The organism is Streptomyces sp. NPDC002886, from assembly GCF_042888445.1.
Classification (GTDB): domain Bacteria; phylum Actinomycetota; class Actinomycetes; order Streptomycetales; family Streptomycetaceae; genus Streptomyces.
In genome coordinates this window covers 132,030-149,462 of sequence record NZ_JBIAPV010000002.1, presented here as the reverse complement: position 1 = coordinate 149,462, position 17,433 = coordinate 132,030, and the positions used below count along the sequence as shown (strand labels likewise).

The 17,433-nt window shown below is 71.8% G+C and carries 15 protein-coding genes; 11 read left to right on the top strand and 4 right to left on the bottom strand.

What is annotated here, in order from left to right; all coding sequences use genetic code 11:
• Window positions 1–43 precede the first annotated feature (43 nt).
• On the bottom strand, window positions 44–784 hold the full coding sequence (locus ACFYYB_RS06820; protein WP_389433606.1) for a hypothetical protein: 741 nt from the start codon (window positions 782–784) through the stop codon (window positions 44–46).
• A gap of 96 nt (window positions 785–880) precedes the next feature.
• The gene (locus tag ACFYYB_RS06815; RefSeq protein ID WP_389433604.1) at window positions 881–1,531 is read right to left on the bottom strand and encodes an NAD(P)-dependent oxidoreductase; all 651 of its coding nucleotides are present in this window, start codon (window positions 1,529–1,531) and stop codon (window positions 881–883) included.
• Between the two features lie 99 nt (window positions 1,532–1,630).
• On the opposite strand from ACFYYB_RS06815, the gene ACFYYB_RS06810 reads away from it, so the two are divergent.
• Window positions 1,631–2,236 carry a TetR/AcrR family transcriptional regulator gene (locus tag ACFYYB_RS06810; RefSeq protein WP_389433602.1) on the top strand — a complete coding sequence of 202 codons (606 nt, stop codon included), beginning with the start codon at window positions 1,631–1,633 and terminating at the stop codon, window positions 2,234–2,236.
• Here the strand turns inward: ACFYYB_RS06810 and ACFYYB_RS06805 are convergent.
• Window positions 2,211–3,128: a carbohydrate kinase gene (locus tag ACFYYB_RS06805; protein ID WP_389433601.1), complete on the bottom strand. Its 918-nt coding sequence runs from the start codon at window positions 3,126–3,128 to the stop codon at window positions 2,211–2,213. The genes ACFYYB_RS06810 and ACFYYB_RS06805 overlap by 26 nt on opposite strands.
• Before the next feature lie 113 nt (window positions 3,129–3,241).
• Here ACFYYB_RS06805 and ACFYYB_RS06800 point away from each other — a divergent pair, with 113 nt between their 5' ends.
• Complete coding sequence (locus ACFYYB_RS06800) at window positions 3,242–3,673, top strand: Rieske 2Fe-2S domain-containing protein (RefSeq protein ID WP_389433600.1); 432 nt, start codon at window positions 3,242–3,244, stop codon at window positions 3,671–3,673.
• A 128-nt stretch (window positions 3,674–3,801) separates the two neighbouring features.
• Here the strand turns inward: ACFYYB_RS06800 and ACFYYB_RS06795 are convergent, their stop codons facing one another.
• A complete protein-coding gene (locus ACFYYB_RS06795; protein ID WP_389433599.1) occupies window positions 3,802–4,800 on the bottom strand; it encodes a hypothetical protein in 999 nt (332 codons plus the stop codon).
• Window positions 4,801–5,039: 239 nt separating this feature from the next.
• Here ACFYYB_RS06795 and ACFYYB_RS06790 point away from each other — a divergent pair, with 239 nt between their 5' ends.
• From ACFYYB_RS06790 to ACFYYB_RS06750, 9 genes are all read left to right on the top strand, one after another.
• Window positions 5,040–5,672, top strand: coding sequence for a papain-like cysteine protease family protein (locus ACFYYB_RS06790; protein WP_389433597.1), 633 nt, complete (start codon window positions 5,040–5,042; stop codon window positions 5,670–5,672).
• A gap of 3 nt (window positions 5,673–5,675) precedes the next feature.
• Window positions 5,676–6,518: a hypothetical protein gene (locus ACFYYB_RS06785; protein WP_389433596.1), complete on the top strand. Its 843-nt coding sequence runs from the start codon at window positions 5,676–5,678 to the stop codon at window positions 6,516–6,518.
• A 115-nt stretch (window positions 6,519–6,633) separates the two neighbouring features.
• Window positions 6,634–8,685, top strand: a complete 2,052-nt coding sequence (gene uvrC / locus ACFYYB_RS06780) for an excinuclease ABC subunit UvrC (protein WP_389433595.1) — start codon at window positions 6,634–6,636, stop codon at window positions 8,683–8,685.
• Entirely contained in the window at window positions 8,682–9,686 is a 1,005-nt protein-coding gene (rapZ, locus tag ACFYYB_RS06775; RefSeq protein ID WP_389433594.1) for an RNase adapter RapZ, read from the top strand. Before uvrC ends, rapZ begins: the two co-directional genes overlap by 4 nt.
• Complete coding sequence (yvcK, locus tag ACFYYB_RS06770) at window positions 9,683–10,756, top strand: uridine diphosphate-N-acetylglucosamine-binding protein YvcK (protein WP_389433593.1); 1,074 nt, start codon at window positions 9,683–9,685, stop codon at window positions 10,754–10,756. The genes rapZ and yvcK overlap by 4 nt, the downstream gene beginning before the upstream one ends.
• A complete protein-coding gene (whiA, locus tag ACFYYB_RS06765) occupies window positions 10,747–11,748 on the top strand; it encodes a DNA-binding protein WhiA (RefSeq protein WP_112449750.1) in 1,002 nt (333 codons plus the stop codon). The genes yvcK and whiA overlap by 10 nt, the downstream gene beginning before the upstream one ends.
• Before the next feature lie 158 nt (window positions 11,749–11,906).
• On the top strand, window positions 11,907–14,864 hold the full coding sequence (locus tag ACFYYB_RS06760; protein ID WP_389433592.1) for a M14 family zinc carboxypeptidase: 2,958 nt from the start codon (window positions 11,907–11,909) through the stop codon (window positions 14,862–14,864).
• A 208-nt stretch (window positions 14,865–15,072) separates the two neighbouring features.
• Window positions 15,073–16,077, top strand: coding sequence for a type I glyceraldehyde-3-phosphate dehydrogenase (gap, locus tag ACFYYB_RS06755; protein WP_243338363.1), 1,005 nt, complete (start codon window positions 15,073–15,075; stop codon window positions 16,075–16,077).
• A gap of 140 nt (window positions 16,078–16,217) precedes the next feature.
• Entirely contained in the window at window positions 16,218–17,429 is a 1,212-nt protein-coding gene (locus ACFYYB_RS06750; protein WP_327307343.1) for a phosphoglycerate kinase, read from the top strand.
• The last annotated feature ends 4 nt before the right edge of the window (window positions 17,430–17,433 follow it).

The following is a 17,433-nucleotide window of genomic DNA, read 5'->3' as shown; positions in this document are numbered from 1 at the left end:
CGGCGCCGGTCCCGTTGCGGGAGCGGCGCCGCCTTCCGGGCTCCTACTGGCTGGGGGCGCCGCCGATGAGGTAGTCCACCCGGCGCCGCAGTCCGTTCCAGCGCCGGTCGTGGTGGTAGGCCCTTCGCAAAGCCCGGGCCCGGGCTTTGGCCCGGCCGCGGTAGAGGCGCCGGGCCCACGGGGACGTCGGGCGTGCCAGCCGTACCGCGGCGACCATCGCGATGAGCGGTACGACCGCGCCGAGAACGGCCATCCGGGGTTTCCCCTTGAACAGGGCCACGACCGCGAACAGCAGGTTCGCCACCACCGTGGCGACCGCCGTCAGCCGGTTGCGCTCCTCGTCGGGCGTCAGCCCGTCCACCCCCAGCGGAAGGAACCCGCAGAGCAGCAGCGACGCGAGGGCCGCGGTCATGATCACGACCTCGATGCTGATCGTGCCCTGCTTGGTCCAGTAGACGTCGCTCAGGTGCAGGATCAGCGCGAACTCGTCCAGGACCAGCCCCGTCCCCATCCCGAACAGCACCGCCGCCACCGCGGCCCCCCACCCCGACCGGCCGGCCGAGGCGATGCCCGTGAAACCGCCGACGGTCATCAGGATCACTCCGGGAACGGCGTGGTGGACGTGCAGCCCGCCCGGAGTGACGTTGCGGAACGGCCCCTTGCCCGCGCGGATCATCCGGGTGATGACCCGGGTCACGGCGAAGGCGAGCACGAACGCCGACAGCGCGAGGAGCAGCGGCAGCTTCCCGGGCTCCAGGACATTGCGGTACCACCAGTGGCCCATGCCGTCACCCTCCCGGCCGGGGGCGCACCCCGCACGACGGGAACCGCCGTTAGGGGTGGAACCCGGCCGGAGCGGCACGAGCGCCGCACGGGGCCGTCATGCGGCGACGCCGATGGCGTGGCCCGACGTCGAGGGGTCGGACAGGGTGGTCAGGAGGGCGTCCGCGACGTCCGCTCGGGCGATCACCTTGCCGCCCGGCACATTGGCGTCGACCGCCCGCCGGTAGGTCCCCGTGTACGGCCGGTCCAGCAGCCGCGGCGGCCGGATCACCGTCCACTGCGTACGGCTGGCGGCGAGCACCGCCTCCATGACCGTGAGGTCCGCGTACACGTCCCGCAGCGCCCTGCGCAGCAGCGGGTAGACCAGCACCCGGGTGAGCGCGCCGTCCTCCGGGGATTCGGGGCCCAGCGGCGCCGCGCTGACCGCCGACAGGCGGCTCACCCCGGCCCGGTCCATCGCGGAGACGATCGACCGCAGGGCCGGGCCGGCGATCGGGGTGAGCCTGGCCTGCTTGTTGCTGACCGGGCCGAGGGCGGAGACCACGGCCTCCCGGCCCTCTAGCACCCGCACGAGCTCGTCCTCGTCGGAGAGGTCCCGTACCACCGCCACCCGCAGCCGGTCGTGCGCCGGTACGTCCAGCCGGGCCGGGTCGCGGACGACCGCCGTCACCTCGTGACCCGCTTCGAGTGCCTGCCGGACCACTTCGTGGCCGATCCCGCCCGTGGCTCCGAACACCGTGAGTTTCATTCCGACTCCCGCATTTCGCGTGACGCATGAGGTGTGGCGCATGACGGAGAGGGGGTGGGTGAGTATTCACTCACCCCCCGCTGCCGTTATGGTGAGTGAATGCTCACCCCAAAGTCAAGCCGGTCCACCCCGGAGCGCCTGCTCGATGCCGCCGAAACGCTGATGCGCACCACGGGGCTGGCCAACGCCACCACGAAGGCCATCGCCCGGGAGGCGGGCTGCTCGGAGGCCGCGCTCTACAAGTACTTCGCGAACAAGGAAGAACTGTTCGTCCGCGTGCTGATGGAGCGACGCCCCAACGCCGGCGCCATGATGGCGGCGCTGACCAGCGACCCGGGGGAGCAGCCGGTCGAGGAGCGGCTCACCGAGATCGCCCGGTACGCCTCGCTCTTCTACGCCGAGGCCATGCCCATGGCCGGCTCGCTCTTCGCCGATCCCGTCCTGCTCGCCCGCCACAGGGAGGGCGTACGGAGCCTCGGCGCGGGTCCGCACGTGGTGCTGGAGGCCCTCACCGGCCATCTGTTCCGCGAGCTCGAACGAGGCAGGCTCCGCCCCGACGCCGACCCGGCGGCCGCGGCCGCGCTGCTGCTCGGCGCCTGCTTCCAGCGGGCCTTCTTCCTGCACTTCTCCGGACCCGACACGGTCGGCCCCGTCGAGGAGTTCGCCCCCGCCGTCGCCGCTACGGTGTGGGCCGCCCTGCGCTGAGTTCGGCGGCGTACGGAGGCTCCGCGCCGGCCCGGGTGCAGGTCAGCGCGGCCGCCGCGGCGGCGTAGGACAGCACCCCGGGCCAGTCCACCGGGTCCGGGAGCCCCGCGCCGCCCGCGCCGCCCGCTTCGCCCGCGAGCCGGTGGAGCAGGGCCGCGTTCACGGTGTCGCCCGCGCCGATGGTGTCCACCACCGCGACCCGGCGGGCCGGCACCGAGTGCTCCGCCCCCTCCCGCGTCCACACCGTCAGGCCGCCCGCGCCCCGGGTGAGCACCACCGCCGACGGGCCCGCCGCCAGCCAGTCGCCGGCCCGGCCGCCCAGCCACGCCGCGTCCTCCTCCGACAGCTTCAGCACGCCGACGTGCGGCAGCCAGGACAGGAAGCGGGCCCGGTAGGCCGCCGGGTCGGCGATCAGCGCCGGGCGGATGTTGGGGTCGAGCAGGGTCAGCAGCCCGCGCCCGGATTCCCGGCGCAGCAGGGTCTCGTAGGCGCTCGCCCCGGGCTCCAGCACCAGCGAACAGGTGCCGAGCGCGAGGGCCCGTACGCCCTCGGGGAGCGCGGGCGGCAGCCGGAACAGCCGGTCGGCCGTGCCCTCGACGTAGAACCCGTACGCCGCCGAGCCGTCCGGTGCCAGCGAGGGCACCGCCAGCGTGGTCGGCTCCGGTCCGCGCTGGACCAGCGAGAGGTCCACCCCGGCCGCGCGCAGCCCGTCGAGCAGCGAGGCGCCGAAGCCGTCCGTCGAGATCCGGGAGCAGAAGGCGACCGGTGCGCCGAGCCGGCCCAGGGCGAGCGCGGTGTTGTACGGTCCGCCGCCCGGCCGCGGCAGCAGGGCGCCCGGCGGTCCTTCGACGGGCACCAGGTCGATCAGGGCTTCTCCACCGACGACGATCACGCGGGGGAAGCTACCCCATCGGGCGCGGGTATCGTCGGGTGGGCCCGCCGGGCCCGGCCGTGCCGATTCCGGCCCCGCCGTATCCGCACGCCGCCTCATTCCGGGAGCACCGCATGTCCGCCTCGCAGTCCGCCGCCCGCCGTACCGTCCTCAAGGGCGCCGCCGCGATCGTCGGGGCCGTCGGCGGCGGCGCTGCGCTCACCGCCTGCTCGACCGAGACCAACAGCGGCTCCGGTTCCCCGGCGGTCCCCGCCCAGCCCGTCGAGCTGGGTGCGGCGGCCGAGGTCCCGGTCGGCGGCGCGAAGCTGTTCCGGGAGAAGAAGCTCGTGGTCAGCTGCGCGGAGGCGGGCCAGTACAAGGCCTTCAGCGCCCAGTGCACCCACTCCGGCTGCGTCCTGGACAAGATCGTCGAGGGCGAGGGCAACTGCCCCTGCCACGGCAGCCGCTTCGACGTGACCACGGGCCAGGTGCTGCGCGGCCCGGCCACCGAGCCGCTGCCGGAGGTCCCGGTGAAGGTCGAGGGCGGCAACCTCGTCGCGGGCTGACGGGCTGACGGGCTGACGGGCTCACGGGCTGACGGGCTGACGGGCTGACGGGCTGACGGGCTCACGGGCTGACGGGCTGACGGGCTGACGGGCTGACGGGCTGACGGGCCGGAGCGCCGCGCCGGCGCTCACTCCCAGTCCCACCCGATCCCCAGGATCCCGCGCCGCACCCCCTGCTCCACCAGGTGCACGGCCCGGTACGGTCCGCTCGGGTTCAGGTCCACGAGCCGCCCGCGCGGCGCGTCCGCCCCGCTGCGCGTGAAGCGGCGGCAGCGCACCGGCAGCGCGGCCTCGTCGAAGCGGACCTGGAGCACGTACTGCCCGCCCGTGTAGCTGAAGCCGCGCACGTACTCGCTGCTGCGGCCGGCGGTGCCGTCCTCGAAGCCGTAGCCGAAGACGTAGGTGTCCCCGGCGCGCAGCCGGGTGTCGAAGAGCAGCTCGGCGACGACCAGCTCGGCTTCGGGGTGGCGGCGGATCCGCCCGGTCCGGCAGTTCTCGTCGGCCCGCACCCGGATCCGCCCGGGATCGCAGCCCGGGTCGCCGTGGTGCACCGCGACGTACCGGTCGACCCCGTCGCGGTGGGCCCGTACGACGTGCTGCGATTCGCGGCCGAGGAGTTCCCCGGCGGGCCCGATCCACACCCGCTCGTGATGGCCGACGGTGTGCAGGCCGCCGTCCGCGGGCAGTTCCATGCCGGCCAGCAGCCCCTCCACGGTCGCGCCCACGCTGAACAGCGCCCGGTACGAACGCGCGGGCGGCCGGGCCGTCCCGGGCGCGGCGGGATCCGGCGCGGCCAGCAGCCGCAGCAGGGCCCCCTCGGGCAGTTCCAGGATCTGCTCCAGGGCCCGTACGGCCTTCAGCGACTCGGGGCGGCCCGGCCGCCGGGCGCCGTGCTGCCAGTAACTGAGGCTCGTCACCCCGAGCTTGACGCCGCGGGCGGCGAGCCGGTGCTGCACCCGGTGCAGGGGCAGGCCGCGGGCGGCGAGGGCGGCGCGGAGCGCCAGGTGGAAGGGGCCGTCGCGCAGCAGGCGCGGCAGCTCCAGGGCGGCGTCCGCGCGGGCGCCGTCCGAAGCTGCGGTGTCCGCGGGGGCGCTGTCCGGGAAGGTGCCGTTCGCGCTCGACCGCATGGCGGCTCCTTCTGTGAACGTTCACGCGACGGGGTGCGGGCGTTCCGGCGGGTGACGCCCGCGGCCCCGGTGGGGCCAGGTGGGGTGACGGCGGACGTTCACACTCTGGCCCCACCGTTCACACCGTGATGTCACGCCGTATTGAAGCGTGTTGACCTGTTCCCGACAACACCCCGATGCTCCTCCACAGCGTCCGGACGCGCTCCTCCATCCCCGCTCCCCACAACGGGAGGAACGCGATGCGCCACCGCAACCGGCGGCTTTCCCTCGCCGCCTTCGTCACCGCCCTGCTCCTCGCCCTGCCCACCGCCGCCGCCACCGCCACCGATGTCGCCGCCGGTACGGGCACCACCGCCACCGCCGTCACCGCACCCGCCGAAAGCTCCGCCCTGGCGTCCAAGCGGCTGAACATCACCATGCAGGCCCAGCAGAAGACCAACTGGTGCTGGGCCGCCTCGGGCAACACCATCGCCACCTGGTTCGGCCGCACCTACAGCCAGAACCAGTTCTGCAACGCGGCGTTCAACCGCCAGCAGGGCTACGACTGCCCCAACAACCAGGCCAACCTGGCCAACGTCCAGACCGCCCTGCGCTGGGCCGGCATCAACTCCGGCTCCTACGTGACCGGCTGGCTCCAGTACTCGACCGTCCAGACCGAGATCAATGCCAACCGCCCGGTCGAGACCCGCATCCAGTGGTCCAACGGCGGCGGCCACATGCACGTGATCTACGGCTACGACACCGCGAACAGCTGGGTGTACTGGGGAGACCCGTGGCCCTCCAGCGACCGCTACAACTGGGCCTCGCACGCCTGGTACGTGGACAACAGCACCTTCTCCTGGACCCACTCGCTCTACCGGATCGGGGCGTGACCCATGAATCCCCGTGATCTCCTGGCCCCCCGCCTCGTGAAGGGCCGTCTCGCCGCCGCGGCCGTCGCCGCGACCGCCGTACTGGCTCTGGCCCCCGCCCAGGCGTCCGCGGCGCCCGTACCGCAACCCCAGGCCGCCACCGCCGAGAACCTGGCCGCCGCCGGGCGGACGGCGGCGGCCCCCGACACCCTCGCCACCCTGTCCCGCTTCTTCGCCCGCGAGGGCAAGGTCTCGCTCGCCGCCGCGCGGCCCCGCATCGAGGGCGAGAGCGTTCCCGTGCACTACCTCTCCCCGGAGTTCGTCGCCGGGAAGGCGGGCGCGAGCGTGGCCCGGCTGGAGTTCCTCGCCAGCAAGGCCGTCTCCTCGGACGGACAGCAGGCCGCCCTGTGGACCGCGAAGACCGAAGCGGGATGGCAGGTGGTGAACATCGCCACCGGCGACGACGAGTTCCGCTACGCGCGGCTCGGCGCGGCGAAACTCCCCGGCGGGACCGTGTTCCGCGAACCGCAGATCGACGCCTGGTACGTGGCCGGCGGCGACCGGGTGCTGCCCCTGGACGAGGACGCGGCCACCGCCGTCGGCGCGCAGGGCACGAGCCTGGCCGCCTACCGCACGCGGGTCGTGAAGGCCTACGGGGACAAGCTGCCGGGATCCGCCTACGGCAAGTCCGGCAAGGCCGGTGGCTTCGCCCCCACGGAAGCCACGGAAGCCACGGCGGCCTCCGCCACCCCGGGGCCCGCCTCCGCCGGGCTCCCGATGACCGCCGGAGCCCTGGCTCTGGCGCTGGGCGCGGCCGGCGCGGTGGCCGCGCGGCGCGCCCGGCGGCAGCGGGTGGTGCGGGCGTAGCCACCCGGAGGGTCCGGCCGTCCGGCCGCCTGCCGGGCGGCCGGACCCTGCCCCGCGACCGGGACCCCGCGGGGCTGAGGCCCGCTTGTCGGCGGGCGACAGTAGGGTGGTTGGCATGGCCGACCCTTCCAGCTACCGCCCCCAGCCGGGACAGGTCCCCGACTCCCCGGGGGTCTACAAATTCCGCGACGAGCACCGCCGGGTGATCTACGTCGGGAAGGCCAAGAGCCTGCGCCAGCGGCTGGCCAGCTACTTCCAGGACCTCGCCGGGCTGCACCCGCGCACCGCCACCATGGTGACCACGGCCGCCTCCGTCGAGTGGACCGTGGTCTCCACCGAGGTCGAGGCGCTCCAGCTCGAATACTCCTGGATCAAGGAGTTCGACCCCCGGTTCAACGTCAAGTACCGGGACGACAAGAGCTACCCCTCCCTCGCCGTCACCATGAACGAGGACTACCCGCGGGTCCAGGTCATGCGCGGACCCAAGAAGAAGGGCGTGCGCTACTTCGGCCCGTACGGGCACGCCTGGGCCATCCGCGAGACCGTCGACCTGATGCTCCGGGTCTTCCCCGTCCGCACCTGCTCGGCCGGTGTGTTCAAGCGGTCCGCCCAGATCGGCCGCCCCTGCCTGCTCGGGTACATCGGCAAGTGCGCCGCGCCCTGCGTCGGCCGGGTCACACCCGAGGAGCACCGCGAACTCGCCGAGGACTTCTGCGACTTCATGGCCGGCCGCACCGGCACCTACCTCACCCGCCTCGAACAGCAGATGCACGAGGCCGCCGAGGAGATGGAGTACGAGAAGGCCGCCCGGCTGCGCGACGACATAGGGGCCCTGCGCCGGGCCATGGAGAAGAACGCGGTCGTGCTCGCCGACGCCACCGACGCCGACCTGTTCGCGGTCGCCGAGGACGAGCTCGAAGCCGCCGTGCAGATCTTCCACGTCCGCGGCGGCCGGGTCCGCGGCCAGCGCGGCTGGGTCACCGACAAGGTCGAGGCCGTGGACACCGCCGGGCTCGTCGAGCACGCCCTCCAGCAGCTGTACGGGGAGGAGAAGGGCGAGTCCGTCCCCAAGGAGGTGCTGGTCCCGGCGCTCCCCGAGGACACCCCGGCCCTGAGCCAGTGGCTCGCCGAGCGGCGCGGTTCGCAGGTCAGCCTGCGCATCCCGCAGCGCGGGGACAAGAAGGCGCTGATGGAGACCGTCCACCGCAACGCCCAGCAGTCCCTCGCCCTGCACAAGACCAAGCGCGCCGCCGACCTCACCACCCGCTCCCGGGCCCTGGAGGAGATCGCCGAGGCCCTGGACCTGGACGGCGCGCCGCTGCGCATCGAGTGCTTCGACATCTCCCACCTCCAGGGCGACGACGTCGTGGCCTCGATGGTCGTCTTCGAGGACGGGCTCGCGCGCAAGGGCGAGTACCGGCGCTTCCAGATCAAGTCCTTCGAGGGCCAGGACGACGTCCGCTCCATGCACGAGGTCGTCTCCCGGCGCTTCCGCCGCTACCTCCAGGAGAAGCTGAAGACGGGGGAGTGGTCCCCCGAGTCCCCCGATGCGCCCGAGTCCCCCGGGGCCGCCGCCGGCGGGGAAGTCGACCAGGACACGCCCGAGGACGACGGGCGCCCCAAGCGCTTCGCGTACCCGCCGCAGCTCGTCGTGGTCGACGGCGGTCAGCCCCAGGTGGCCGCCGCCAAGCGCGCCCTGGAGGAGCTGGGGATCGACGACGTCGCCGTGTGCGGCCTCGCCAAGCGCCTGGAGGAGGTCTGGCTGCCCGGGGAGGACGATCCGGTGGTGCTGCCCCGCAGCAGCGAGGGCCTGTACCTGCTCCAGCGGGTCCGTGACGAAGCCCACCGGTTCGCCATCCAGTACCAGCGCAACAAGCGGGGCAAGCGCCTGAAGGCCGGCCCCCTCGACGAGGTCCCCGGGCTCGGCGAGAGCCGCAGACTGGCCCTGATCAAGCACTTCGGTTCGGTGAAAAAGCTGAGACAGGCGACAATCGACCAGATCTGCGAGGTCCCGGGCATAGGCCGCAAGACGGCCGAGACCGTGGCCGTGGCCCTCGCCCAGGCGGTTCCCGCCGGTCCCGCCGTCAATACGGCGACCGGGGAGATCATTGAGGATGAGACCCCCGCGTCCGCGGGAGCAGCATCCGATCGGGGGACCGAGCAATGACCGAGCACGAGACCCGCCACGACCGAGGATCCGAGCAGGATTCCGGAAGTGGCACCGCAGACATCGCATCCGAGTACGACCGAGACGGAGCACAGGTGAGTACGGGCACGACAGTGGAGCCCGGAGATACCGCCGAGGCGGCCATCCCCGAGCTGGTGATCATCTCCGGTATGTCCGGGGCCGGCCGCAGTACGGCGGCCAAGTGCCTGGAGGACCTCGGCTGGTTCGTCGTCGACAACCTCCCGCCCGCGCTGATCACCACCATGGTGGAACTCGGCGCCCGCTCGCAGGGCAACGTGGCGCGCATCGCCGTCGTCGTCGACGTCCGCGGCCGACAGTTCTTCGACGCGCTGCGCGAATCCCTCGCCGACCTGGAGACCCGCGGGGTCACCCGGCGGATCGTCTTCCTGGAGTCCTCGGACGACGCCCTCGTGCGCCGCTTCGAGTCGGTCCGCCGCCCGCACCCGCTCCAGGGCGACGGCCGCATCGTCGACGGCATCGCCGCCGAGCGCGACCTGCTGCGCGAGCTGCGCGGCGACGCCGACCTCGTCATCGACACCTCCAGCCTGAACGTGCACGAGCTGCGCGCCAAGATGGACGCCCAGTTCGCCGGCGACGAGGAGCCCGAGCTCCGGGCCACCGTCATGTCCTTCGGCTACAAGTACGGGCTCCCCGTCGACGCCGACCTCGTCGTCGACTGCCGCTTCATCCCGAACCCGCACTGGGTCCCGGAGCTGCGTCCCTTCACCGGCCTGAACGAGGAGGTGTCGGGCTACGTCTTCAGCCAGCCCGGCGCCAAGGAGTTCCTCGACCGGTACACCGAGCTGCTCCAGCTCATCGCCACCGGCTACCGCCGCGAGGGCAAGCGGTACGTGACCATCGCGGTCGGCTGCACCGGTGGCAAGCACCGCAGCGTCGCGATGTCGGAGAAGCTCGCCGCCCGCCTCGCCTCCGAAGGAGTCGAGACCGTCGTCGTCCACAGGGACATGGGGCGCGAGTGACCGGACGTACCATGCGGCTCCGCCGCCTGCGCCGCCTCACCACCGGCAAGGGGGAGGACGGCGCGGGCCGTACGGGCCTGCGCCGGGGCGAGGCGGCCTCCGAGGTGGCGGCGCCCAAGGTCGTGGCGCTGGGCGGCGGCATGGGCCTCTCGGCCTCGCTGACCGCCCTGCGCCGGATCACGGGGGAGCTGACCGCCGTCGTCACCGTCGCCGACGACGGCGGCTCCAGCGGCAGGCTGCGCGAGGAGCTGGGCGTCCTGCCGCCCGGGGACCTGCGCAAGGCGCTGGCCGCGCTGTGCGGTGACGACGACTGGGGGCAGACCTGGGCACGGGTCATCCAGCACCGCTTCCAGTCCCAGGGCGACCTGCACGAGCACGCGGTCGGCAATCTGCTGATCGTCGCCCTGTGGGAACAGCTCGGCGACCCCGTCCAGGCCCTGGACCTCGTCGGCAAGCTGCTCGGCGCCCAGGGCCGGGTACTGCCCATGTCGGCGGTCCCGCTGGAGCTCCAGGCCCTGGTCAAGGGCCACGATCCGGCCCGCCCCGAGGACGTGGACACCGTACGGGGGCAGGCCACCGTGGCCCTGACCCCCGGCGAGGTGCTCTCCGTTCAGGTGGTGCCGAGCGACCCGCCGGCGGTGCCGGAGGCGGTCGCGGCGGTGCTCGACGCGGACTGGGTCGTGCTCGGTCCGGGGTCCTGGTTCTCCTCGGTGATCCCGCACCTGCTGGTGCCCGAACTGCTCGACGCGCTGGTCGAGACGAAGGCCCGCCGGGTGCTCTCGCTGAACCTCGCACCACAACCCGGTGAAACAGAGGGCTTCTCTCCGCAGCGTCATTTGGAGGTTTTGGCCCGACACGCCCCTAAACTCGCCCTGGACGTGGTGCTGGCCGATCTGGCCGCCGTGCCCGATCGCGAGTCCCTCGCCGATGCCGCAAAACGGTTCGGTGCCGCGGTCGAGCTGGCGCCGGTTGCCCGGCTGGACGGCTCTCCGAAGCATGATCCGGAGCTGCTGGCCGCCGCGTACGACCGTATTTTTCGGATGCATGGAAGGATCGGCCCATGGCGATGACGCCCGCGGTGAAGGATGAGATCGCCCGCCTGCCTGTCACCCGCACCTGCTGCAGGAAGGCGGAGGTCTCGGCGATCCTTCGGTTCGCGGGCGGGTTGCACCTGGTGAGCGGCCGGATCGTCATCGAGGCGGAACTGGACGCGGGGATCGCGGCCCGCCGCCTGCGCAAGGACATTCTGGAGATCTTCGGGCACTCCTCGGATCTCGTGATCATGGCTCCCGGTGGCCTGCGCCGGGGCAACCGGTACGTGGTCCGCGTGGTCGCCGGCGGCGACCAGCTGGCCCGCCAGACCGGCCTCGTGGACGGCCGCGGCCGTCCGATCCGGGGTCTCCCCCCGCAGGTGGTCTCCGGGGCCACCTGCGACGCCGAGGCGGCCTGGCGCGGGGCCTTCCTGGCCCACGGCTCGCTGACCGAGCCGGGACGCTCCTCCTCCCTGGAGGTCACCTGCCCCGGCCCGGAGGCCGCGCTGGCCCTGGTCGGCGCCGCCCGCCGGCTCTCCATCGCCGCGAAGGCCCGTGAGGTCCGCGGCGTGGACCGGGTCGTCGTACGGGACGGGGACGCCATCGGCGCCCTGCTGACCCGGCTCGGCGCCCACGACTCCGTGCTGGCCTGGGAGGAGCGGCGGATGCGGCGCGAGGTGCGCGCCACCGCCAACCGCCTGGCCAACTTCGACGACGCCAACCTGCGCCGCTCGGCGCGGGCCGCGGTGGCCGCCGGAGCGCGGGTCCAGCGGGCCCTGGAGATCCTCGCCGAGGAGGTCCCCGAGCACCTCGCGGCCGCCGGCCGGCTGCGCATGGAGCACAAGCAGGCCTCCCTGGAGGAGCTGGGCGCGCTCGCCGACCCGCCGCTGACCAAGGACGCGGTCGCGGGCCGGATCCGCCGTCTGCTGGCGATGGCCGACAAGCGGGCCCAGGACCTCGGGATCCCGGGCACCGAATCGAACCTCGACCTCAGCGACAGCGAGGAACTGGCCGACAACATGGCCGGCTGAGCGGAGAAAACACCTCCGAAAGGGGCTCGCGCGATCACTCGTGCGGGCCCCTTTCCGGTATGCCCCATTGACATGAGCATGTGCTGGTCGTGAGCCTGTCGTCCGAAGCCTTCGTGGCAGACGGAGGCTTTCGTGGCAGACGACGCCCAGGGGGGCACATGAGGCACCGCGCGAGATCGATCCTCGCCGCAAGCGCATTCGTCTTCGGCACCACACTGGCCGCACTACCCGCGGCGGCCCAGGCCCACCCCGGTGCGGCGGACCGGTCCGCCGCCGACGAGGTACGGGTCTACGACGCCGACATCACCAAGGAGCAGGTCCCGCTGGTCCTGGCGGCCGGCCAGGACGCGCACGAGCTCTCCGAACGCGCCCCGGAGAGCGGGACCGCCAAGGTCGAGCTCTTCCTCACCGGCGGTCAGGCCAAGGACCTGGAAGCCCAGGGGATCAAGCTCGCCGAACGCAAGGTCGCGGCCAAGGCCGCGGCGCGCACGCTGGCGGCCGGCGACGGGGTCTTCCGCCCGTACAGCGGCAAGGGCGGGCTCCAGGAGGAGATCCTGCGCACCGCCCAGGAGAACCCCGGCCTCACCAAGGTCGTCTCCATCGGCAAGACCGTCCAGGGCAAGGACATCCTCGCCCTGAAGGTCACCAAGAACGCCAAGAAGAGCAGGGACGGCGCAAAGCCCTCCACGCTCTTCATGTCGAACCAGCACGCCCGCGAGTGGATCACCCCCGAGATGACCCGGCGGCTGATGCACCACACCCTCGACAACTACGGCAAGGACCCGCGGATCACCAAGCTGGTGGACTCCACCGAGCTGTGGTTCCTGCTCTCCGCCAACCCCGACGGCTACGACTACACCTTCGCCCCCGACGGCCAGCGGCTGTGGCGCAAGAACCTGCGCGACAACAACGCCGACGGCAAGATCACCGCGGGCGACGGCGTCGACCTCAACCGCAACTTCGCCTACAAGTGGGGCTACGACAACGAGGGCTCCTCGCCCAACCAGTCGAGTGAGACCTATCGCGGCGCGAAGGCCGCCTCGGAGCCCGAGACCGTCGCCCTGGACACCTTCCAGAAGCGCATCGGCTTCGACTACGCCGTCAACTACCACTCCGCCGCCGAACTGATCCTGTACGGCGTGGGCTGGCAGGTGGCCACCCCCACTCCCGACGACGTCGCCTACAAGGCGCTCGCCGGCACCCCGGAGAACCCGGCCGTCCCGGGCTACTACCCCCAGGTCTCCTCGGAGCTCTACACCACCAACGGCGAAGCGGACAGCCAGGCGGCCAACGCCAACGGCATCATGATGTTCACGCCGGAGATGACCACCTGCCAGACGGCCTCCGCGATCGACCCGGCCGACCAGTGGAAGCCCGAGGACTGCGCCTCCGGCTTCAACTTCCCGGACGACGAGAAGCTCATCCAGGCCGAGTTCGCCAAGAACATCCCCTTCGCGCTCTCCGTGGCCGAGAGCGCCGAGCACCCGGACCGGCCGAAGTCCTCCCTGGGCCTGACCGCCGCGGACTTCACCCTGGACCCCTTCACCACGTCCTACGCGGCCCGCGGCGAGGACCAGGAGGTCGCCGTCACGGCCCGCAAGGCGCTGAAGGACAAGGAGCTCAACTACCGGATCAACGGGGGCCGCACCCACGACGAGGACCTCGAAGCCTGGAAGGGCGGCGAGACCTACGGCGGCGACGACAACAACTGGTTCGACGAGTACCGCGCCGAGGTCGAGGGCGCCCGGCCCGGCGACAAGGTCGAGGTCTGGTTCACCGGCCGCGACCGCGGCAAGCAGGTCTCCAGCGGGCACTTCACGTACACGGTGGCCGAGCGGCCCCGCGCCGACGTGCTGGTGATCGCCGAGGAGGGCGCACCGGCGCAGCACGCGCAGGAGTACGTGGACGCGCTGAAGGCCAACGGCAAGAGCGCGGCGGTCTGGGACGTGGCCGTACAGGGCGCCCCGCACCACCTCGGAGCCCTCTCCCACTTCCGTACGGCCGTCCACTACACCGGGGCCAAGTCCCCGGGCGGCGACACCCAGCTGGCGGTGCGCGACTTCCTCAACGAGGGCGGCAAGCTGATCGAGGCCGGCGAGCTGGCGGGCGGCAACGCCCAGGTCGGCCGTGCCGTGACCAACGACTTCAGCCAGTACTTCCTCGGCGCCTACGGCCGCGCGGGAGTCACCGGCCCCACCGGCTTCACCGGCGCGGGCTCCCTGACCGGAGCCAAGGGCGCCCTCGGTGACGCCACGGGCAACCCGCTCGACCGCCCGGGCTCCTACACGGTCACCTCCGACACCCTGCCCGCGGCGCAGTTCCCGCGGTTCAAGAGCGCGCAGGGGGGCCAGTACGCCGGAGTCGTGAACCCGTACGCCCCGTACGCCGGTGCCTCCATGGCCTCGGCCACGCACGACGACGACGACTGGAAGCGCCTCACCCGCACCATCGACCTCACCGGGGTCACCGCGGCCGACCAGCCGAAGCTCAAGATGGCGCTCAACTGGAACACCGAGGAGGGCTACGACCACGCGGTCCTGGAGTCCCGTACCGCGGGCGGCGACGACTGGACCACGCTGCCGGACCTGGGCGGCCTGACCACCACCACCGTTCCCGAGGAGTGCGGGGCCGGATTCTTCGTCAACGACCACCCGTTCCTGCGCCGCTACCTGACCCTCGACGCCGGCGGCTGCACCCCCGCGGGCACCAGCGGCCAGTGGAACTCCTTCACCGGGTCTTCCAACGGCTGGAAGCAGGTCTCCTTCGACCTGAGCGCCTACGCGGGCAAGACCGTCGAGGTCTCCCTCGCCTACATCACCGACCCGGGCTCCGGCGGCCGCGGGGTCTTCGCGGACGAGGCCCGCGTCTCGACCGGCGGCACGGACCAGGCGGCCGAGGGATTCGAGACCTCGCTCGGTGTCTGGACCGCCCAGGGCGCACCTGCCGGAAGCCCCGATGTTCCGGGCGATTGGTCCCGGTCGGGCGAGCTGTTCAAGTCCTACGCCTCCGTCACTACGCGTGACACCGTGCTCTTCGGCTTCGGCTTGGAACACGTGCCGGCCGCGGCCGACCGCGCCGTACTGGTCGGTAAGGCGCTCAGGTCGCTGAACCACTGATCAGAGGCCCCGCCGCCGCTCACCGTGAGTGACCGGGCACAAAGTCCCCGAGGTCCCGTACTCGTCCTGGAGTGCGGGGCTTCGGGGCGTGTCACAGGATGGTCGATGTCACTCCGAAGCTCACGGAGAGGTAGTGTCGTAAGCGGTCGGGGACATCCCATACAGCTCGCTGGCGGACAGGCCGGCGCACCAACGAGGAGATCGGTTCGTGACGATCCGCGTAGGCATCAATGGTTTTGGCCGAATTGGCCGCAACTACTTCCGGGCGCTCCTGGAGCAGGGAGCGGACATCGAGATCGTCGGTGTCAACGACCTGACTGACAACGCAACCCTGGTTCACCTCCTCAAGTACGACACGATCCTGGGCCGTCTCAAGGCCGAGGTCAGCCACACCGACGACACCATCACCGTCGGCGGCAACACCTTCAAGACCTTCGCCGAGCGCGACCCCGCGAACCTCCCCTGGGGCGAGCTGGGCGCCGACATCGTCATCGAGTCGACCGGCATCTTCACCAAGAAGGCCGACGCCGCCAAGCACATCGCGGCCGGCGCGAAGAAGGTCCTCATCTCGGCTCCGGCCAAGGACGAGGACATCACGATCGTGATGGGCGTCAACCAGGAGAAGTACGACGCGGCCAACCACCACGTCATCTCCAACGCCTCCTGCACCACCAACTGCGTGGCGCCGATGGCCAAGGTCCTCCTGGAGAACTTCGGCATCGTCAAGGGCATGATGACGACGGTCCACGCGTACACGAACGACCAGCGGATCCTGGACTTCCCGCACTCGGACCTGCGCCGGGCGCGCGCGGCCGCCGAGAACATCATCCCGACCACCACCGGTGCCGCCAAGGCCACCGCGCTGGTCATCCCGGAGCTGGCGGGCAAGCTCGACGGCATCGCGATGCGCGTCCCGGTCCCCACCGGTTCCGTGACCGACCTGGTCATCGAGCTGGAGCGCGAAGTCACCAAGGACGAGGTCAACTCGGCCTTCCAGAAGGCCTCTCAGGGCCAGCTGAAGGGCATCCTGGACTACACCGAGGACGCGATCGTCTCTTCCGACATCGTGAACTGGCCGTACTCCTGCACCTTCGACTCCTCCCTGACCATGGTCCAGGGCAAGAGCGTCAAGGTCATCGGCTGGTACGACAACGAGTGGGGCTACTCCAACCGCCTCGTCGACCTGACCGTGTTCGTCGGCGGTCAGCTCTAAGCACCAAGGCAGGCACCACGATGTGAGCACCGGGGCTCGGGCAGCGCGATGAAGCGCTGTACGGGCCCTGTTGCTTGCCTCGTACCCCTCTCACCCCGCACGGGTAAAGTCCTGGGCTGGGAAAAGGAGTAGAAAACAGCATGAAGACGATCGACGAACTTCTCGCCGAGGGCGTTTCCGGCAAGCGTGTCTTCGTACGCGCCGACCTCAACGTGCCCCTCTCGAACGGTGAGATCACCGACGACGGCCGCATCCGCGCCGTGCAGCCCACCATCGCGAAGCTCGCCGAGGCCGGCGCCCGCGTGGTCGTGGCCTCGCACCTGGGCCGCCCCAAGGGCGCCCCGGACCCGGCCTTCTCGCTGGCGCCCGCCGCCGCCCGCCTCGGCGAGCTGCTCGGTACGGACGTCGCGTTCGCCACCGACACCGTCGGCGCCTCCGCCAAGGAGACCGTCGCGGCCCTCGCCGACGGCCAGGTCGCCGTCATCGAGAACCTGCGCTTCAACGCCGGTGAGACCGCCAAGGACGACGCCGAGCGCGGCGCCTTCGCGGACCAGCTCGCCGAGCTGGCCGACATCTACGTCGGCGACGGCTTCGGCGCTGTCCACCGCAAGCACGCCTCGGTCTTCGACCTCCCCGCGCGCCTCCCGCACGCGGCCGGCTACCTCATCGCCACCGAGGTCGGCGTCCTGAAGAAGCTGACCGACGAGGTCAAGCGCCCGTACGTGGTCATCCTCGGCGGCGCCAAGGTCTCCGACAAGCTGGCCGTCATCGACCAGCTGCTCGGCAAGGCCGACCGCATCCTCATCGGCGGCGGCATGGCGTACACCTTCCTCTACGCCAAGGGCTACGAGGTCGGCATCTCCCTGCTGCAGAAGGACCAGGTGGACGTCGTCAAGGAGTACATGGAGCGCGCCGCGAAGAATGGTGTCGAGCTGGTCCTCCCGGTCGACATCCTCGCGTCCAAGGACTTCCCGGACCTGAAGACCAAGGCCCCGGCCGACTTCATCACCGTCGACGCGGACAAGATCCCCGCCGACCAAGAGGGTCTGGACATCGGTCCCAAGACCCGCGAGCTGTACGCCTCGAAGATCGCCGACGCCGAAACCGTCTTCTGGAACGGTCCGGTGGGCGTCTTCGAGCACCCCGACTACGCCGGCGGCACCAGCGCCATCGCGCAGGCCCTCGTCGACAGCAGCGCCTTCACCGTCGTCGGCGGTGGCGACTCGGCCGCCGCGGTACGCACGCTCGGCTTCGACGAGAACGCTTTCGGCCACATTTCGACCGGTGGCGGCGCCTCCCTCGAATACCTCGAGGGCAAGACGCTCCCCGGCCTCGCCGCTCTGGAGGTCTGAACCC

Bases quoted from the DNA above. Each gene is read 5' to 3' on its own strand.
- ACFYYB_RS06760 (WP_389433592.1), top strand. From the start codon at position 11,907: ATGAGGCACCGCGCGAGATCGATCCTCGCCGCAAGCGCATTCGTCTTC.
- ACFYYB_RS06785 (WP_389433596.1), top strand. From the start codon at position 5,676: ATGAATCCCCGTGATCTCCTGGCCCCCCGCCTCGTGAAGGGCCGTCTC.
- ACFYYB_RS06790 (WP_389433597.1), top strand. From the start codon at position 5,040: ATGCGCCACCGCAACCGGCGGCTTTCCCTCGCCGCCTTCGTCACCGCC.
- ACFYYB_RS06795 (WP_389433599.1), bottom strand. From the start codon at position 4,800: ATGCGGTCGAGCGCGAACGGCACCTTCCCGGACAGCGCCCCCGCGGAC.
- whiA (WP_112449750.1), top strand. From the start codon at position 10,747: ATGGCGATGACGCCCGCGGTGAAGGATGAGATCGCCCGCCTGCCTGTC.
- ACFYYB_RS06810 (WP_389433602.1), top strand. From the start codon at position 1,631: ATGCTCACCCCAAAGTCAAGCCGGTCCACCCCGGAGCGCCTGCTCGAT.
- ACFYYB_RS06800 (WP_389433600.1), top strand. From the start codon at position 3,242: ATGTCCGCCTCGCAGTCCGCCGCCCGCCGTACCGTCCTCAAGGGCGCC.
- ACFYYB_RS06820 (WP_389433606.1), bottom strand. From the start codon at position 784: ATGGGCCACTGGTGGTACCGCAATGTCCTGGAGCCCGGGAAGCTGCCG.
- rapZ (WP_389433594.1), top strand. From the start codon at position 8,682: ATGACCGAGCACGAGACCCGCCACGACCGAGGATCCGAGCAGGATTCC.
- uvrC (WP_389433595.1), top strand. From the start codon at position 6,634: ATGGCCGACCCTTCCAGCTACCGCCCCCAGCCGGGACAGGTCCCCGAC.
- ACFYYB_RS06750 (WP_327307343.1), top strand. From the start codon at position 16,218: ATGAAGACGATCGACGAACTTCTCGCCGAGGGCGTTTCCGGCAAGCGT.
- ACFYYB_RS06815 (WP_389433604.1), bottom strand. From the start codon at position 1,531: ATGAAACTCACGGTGTTCGGAGCCACGGGCGGGATCGGCCACGAAGTG.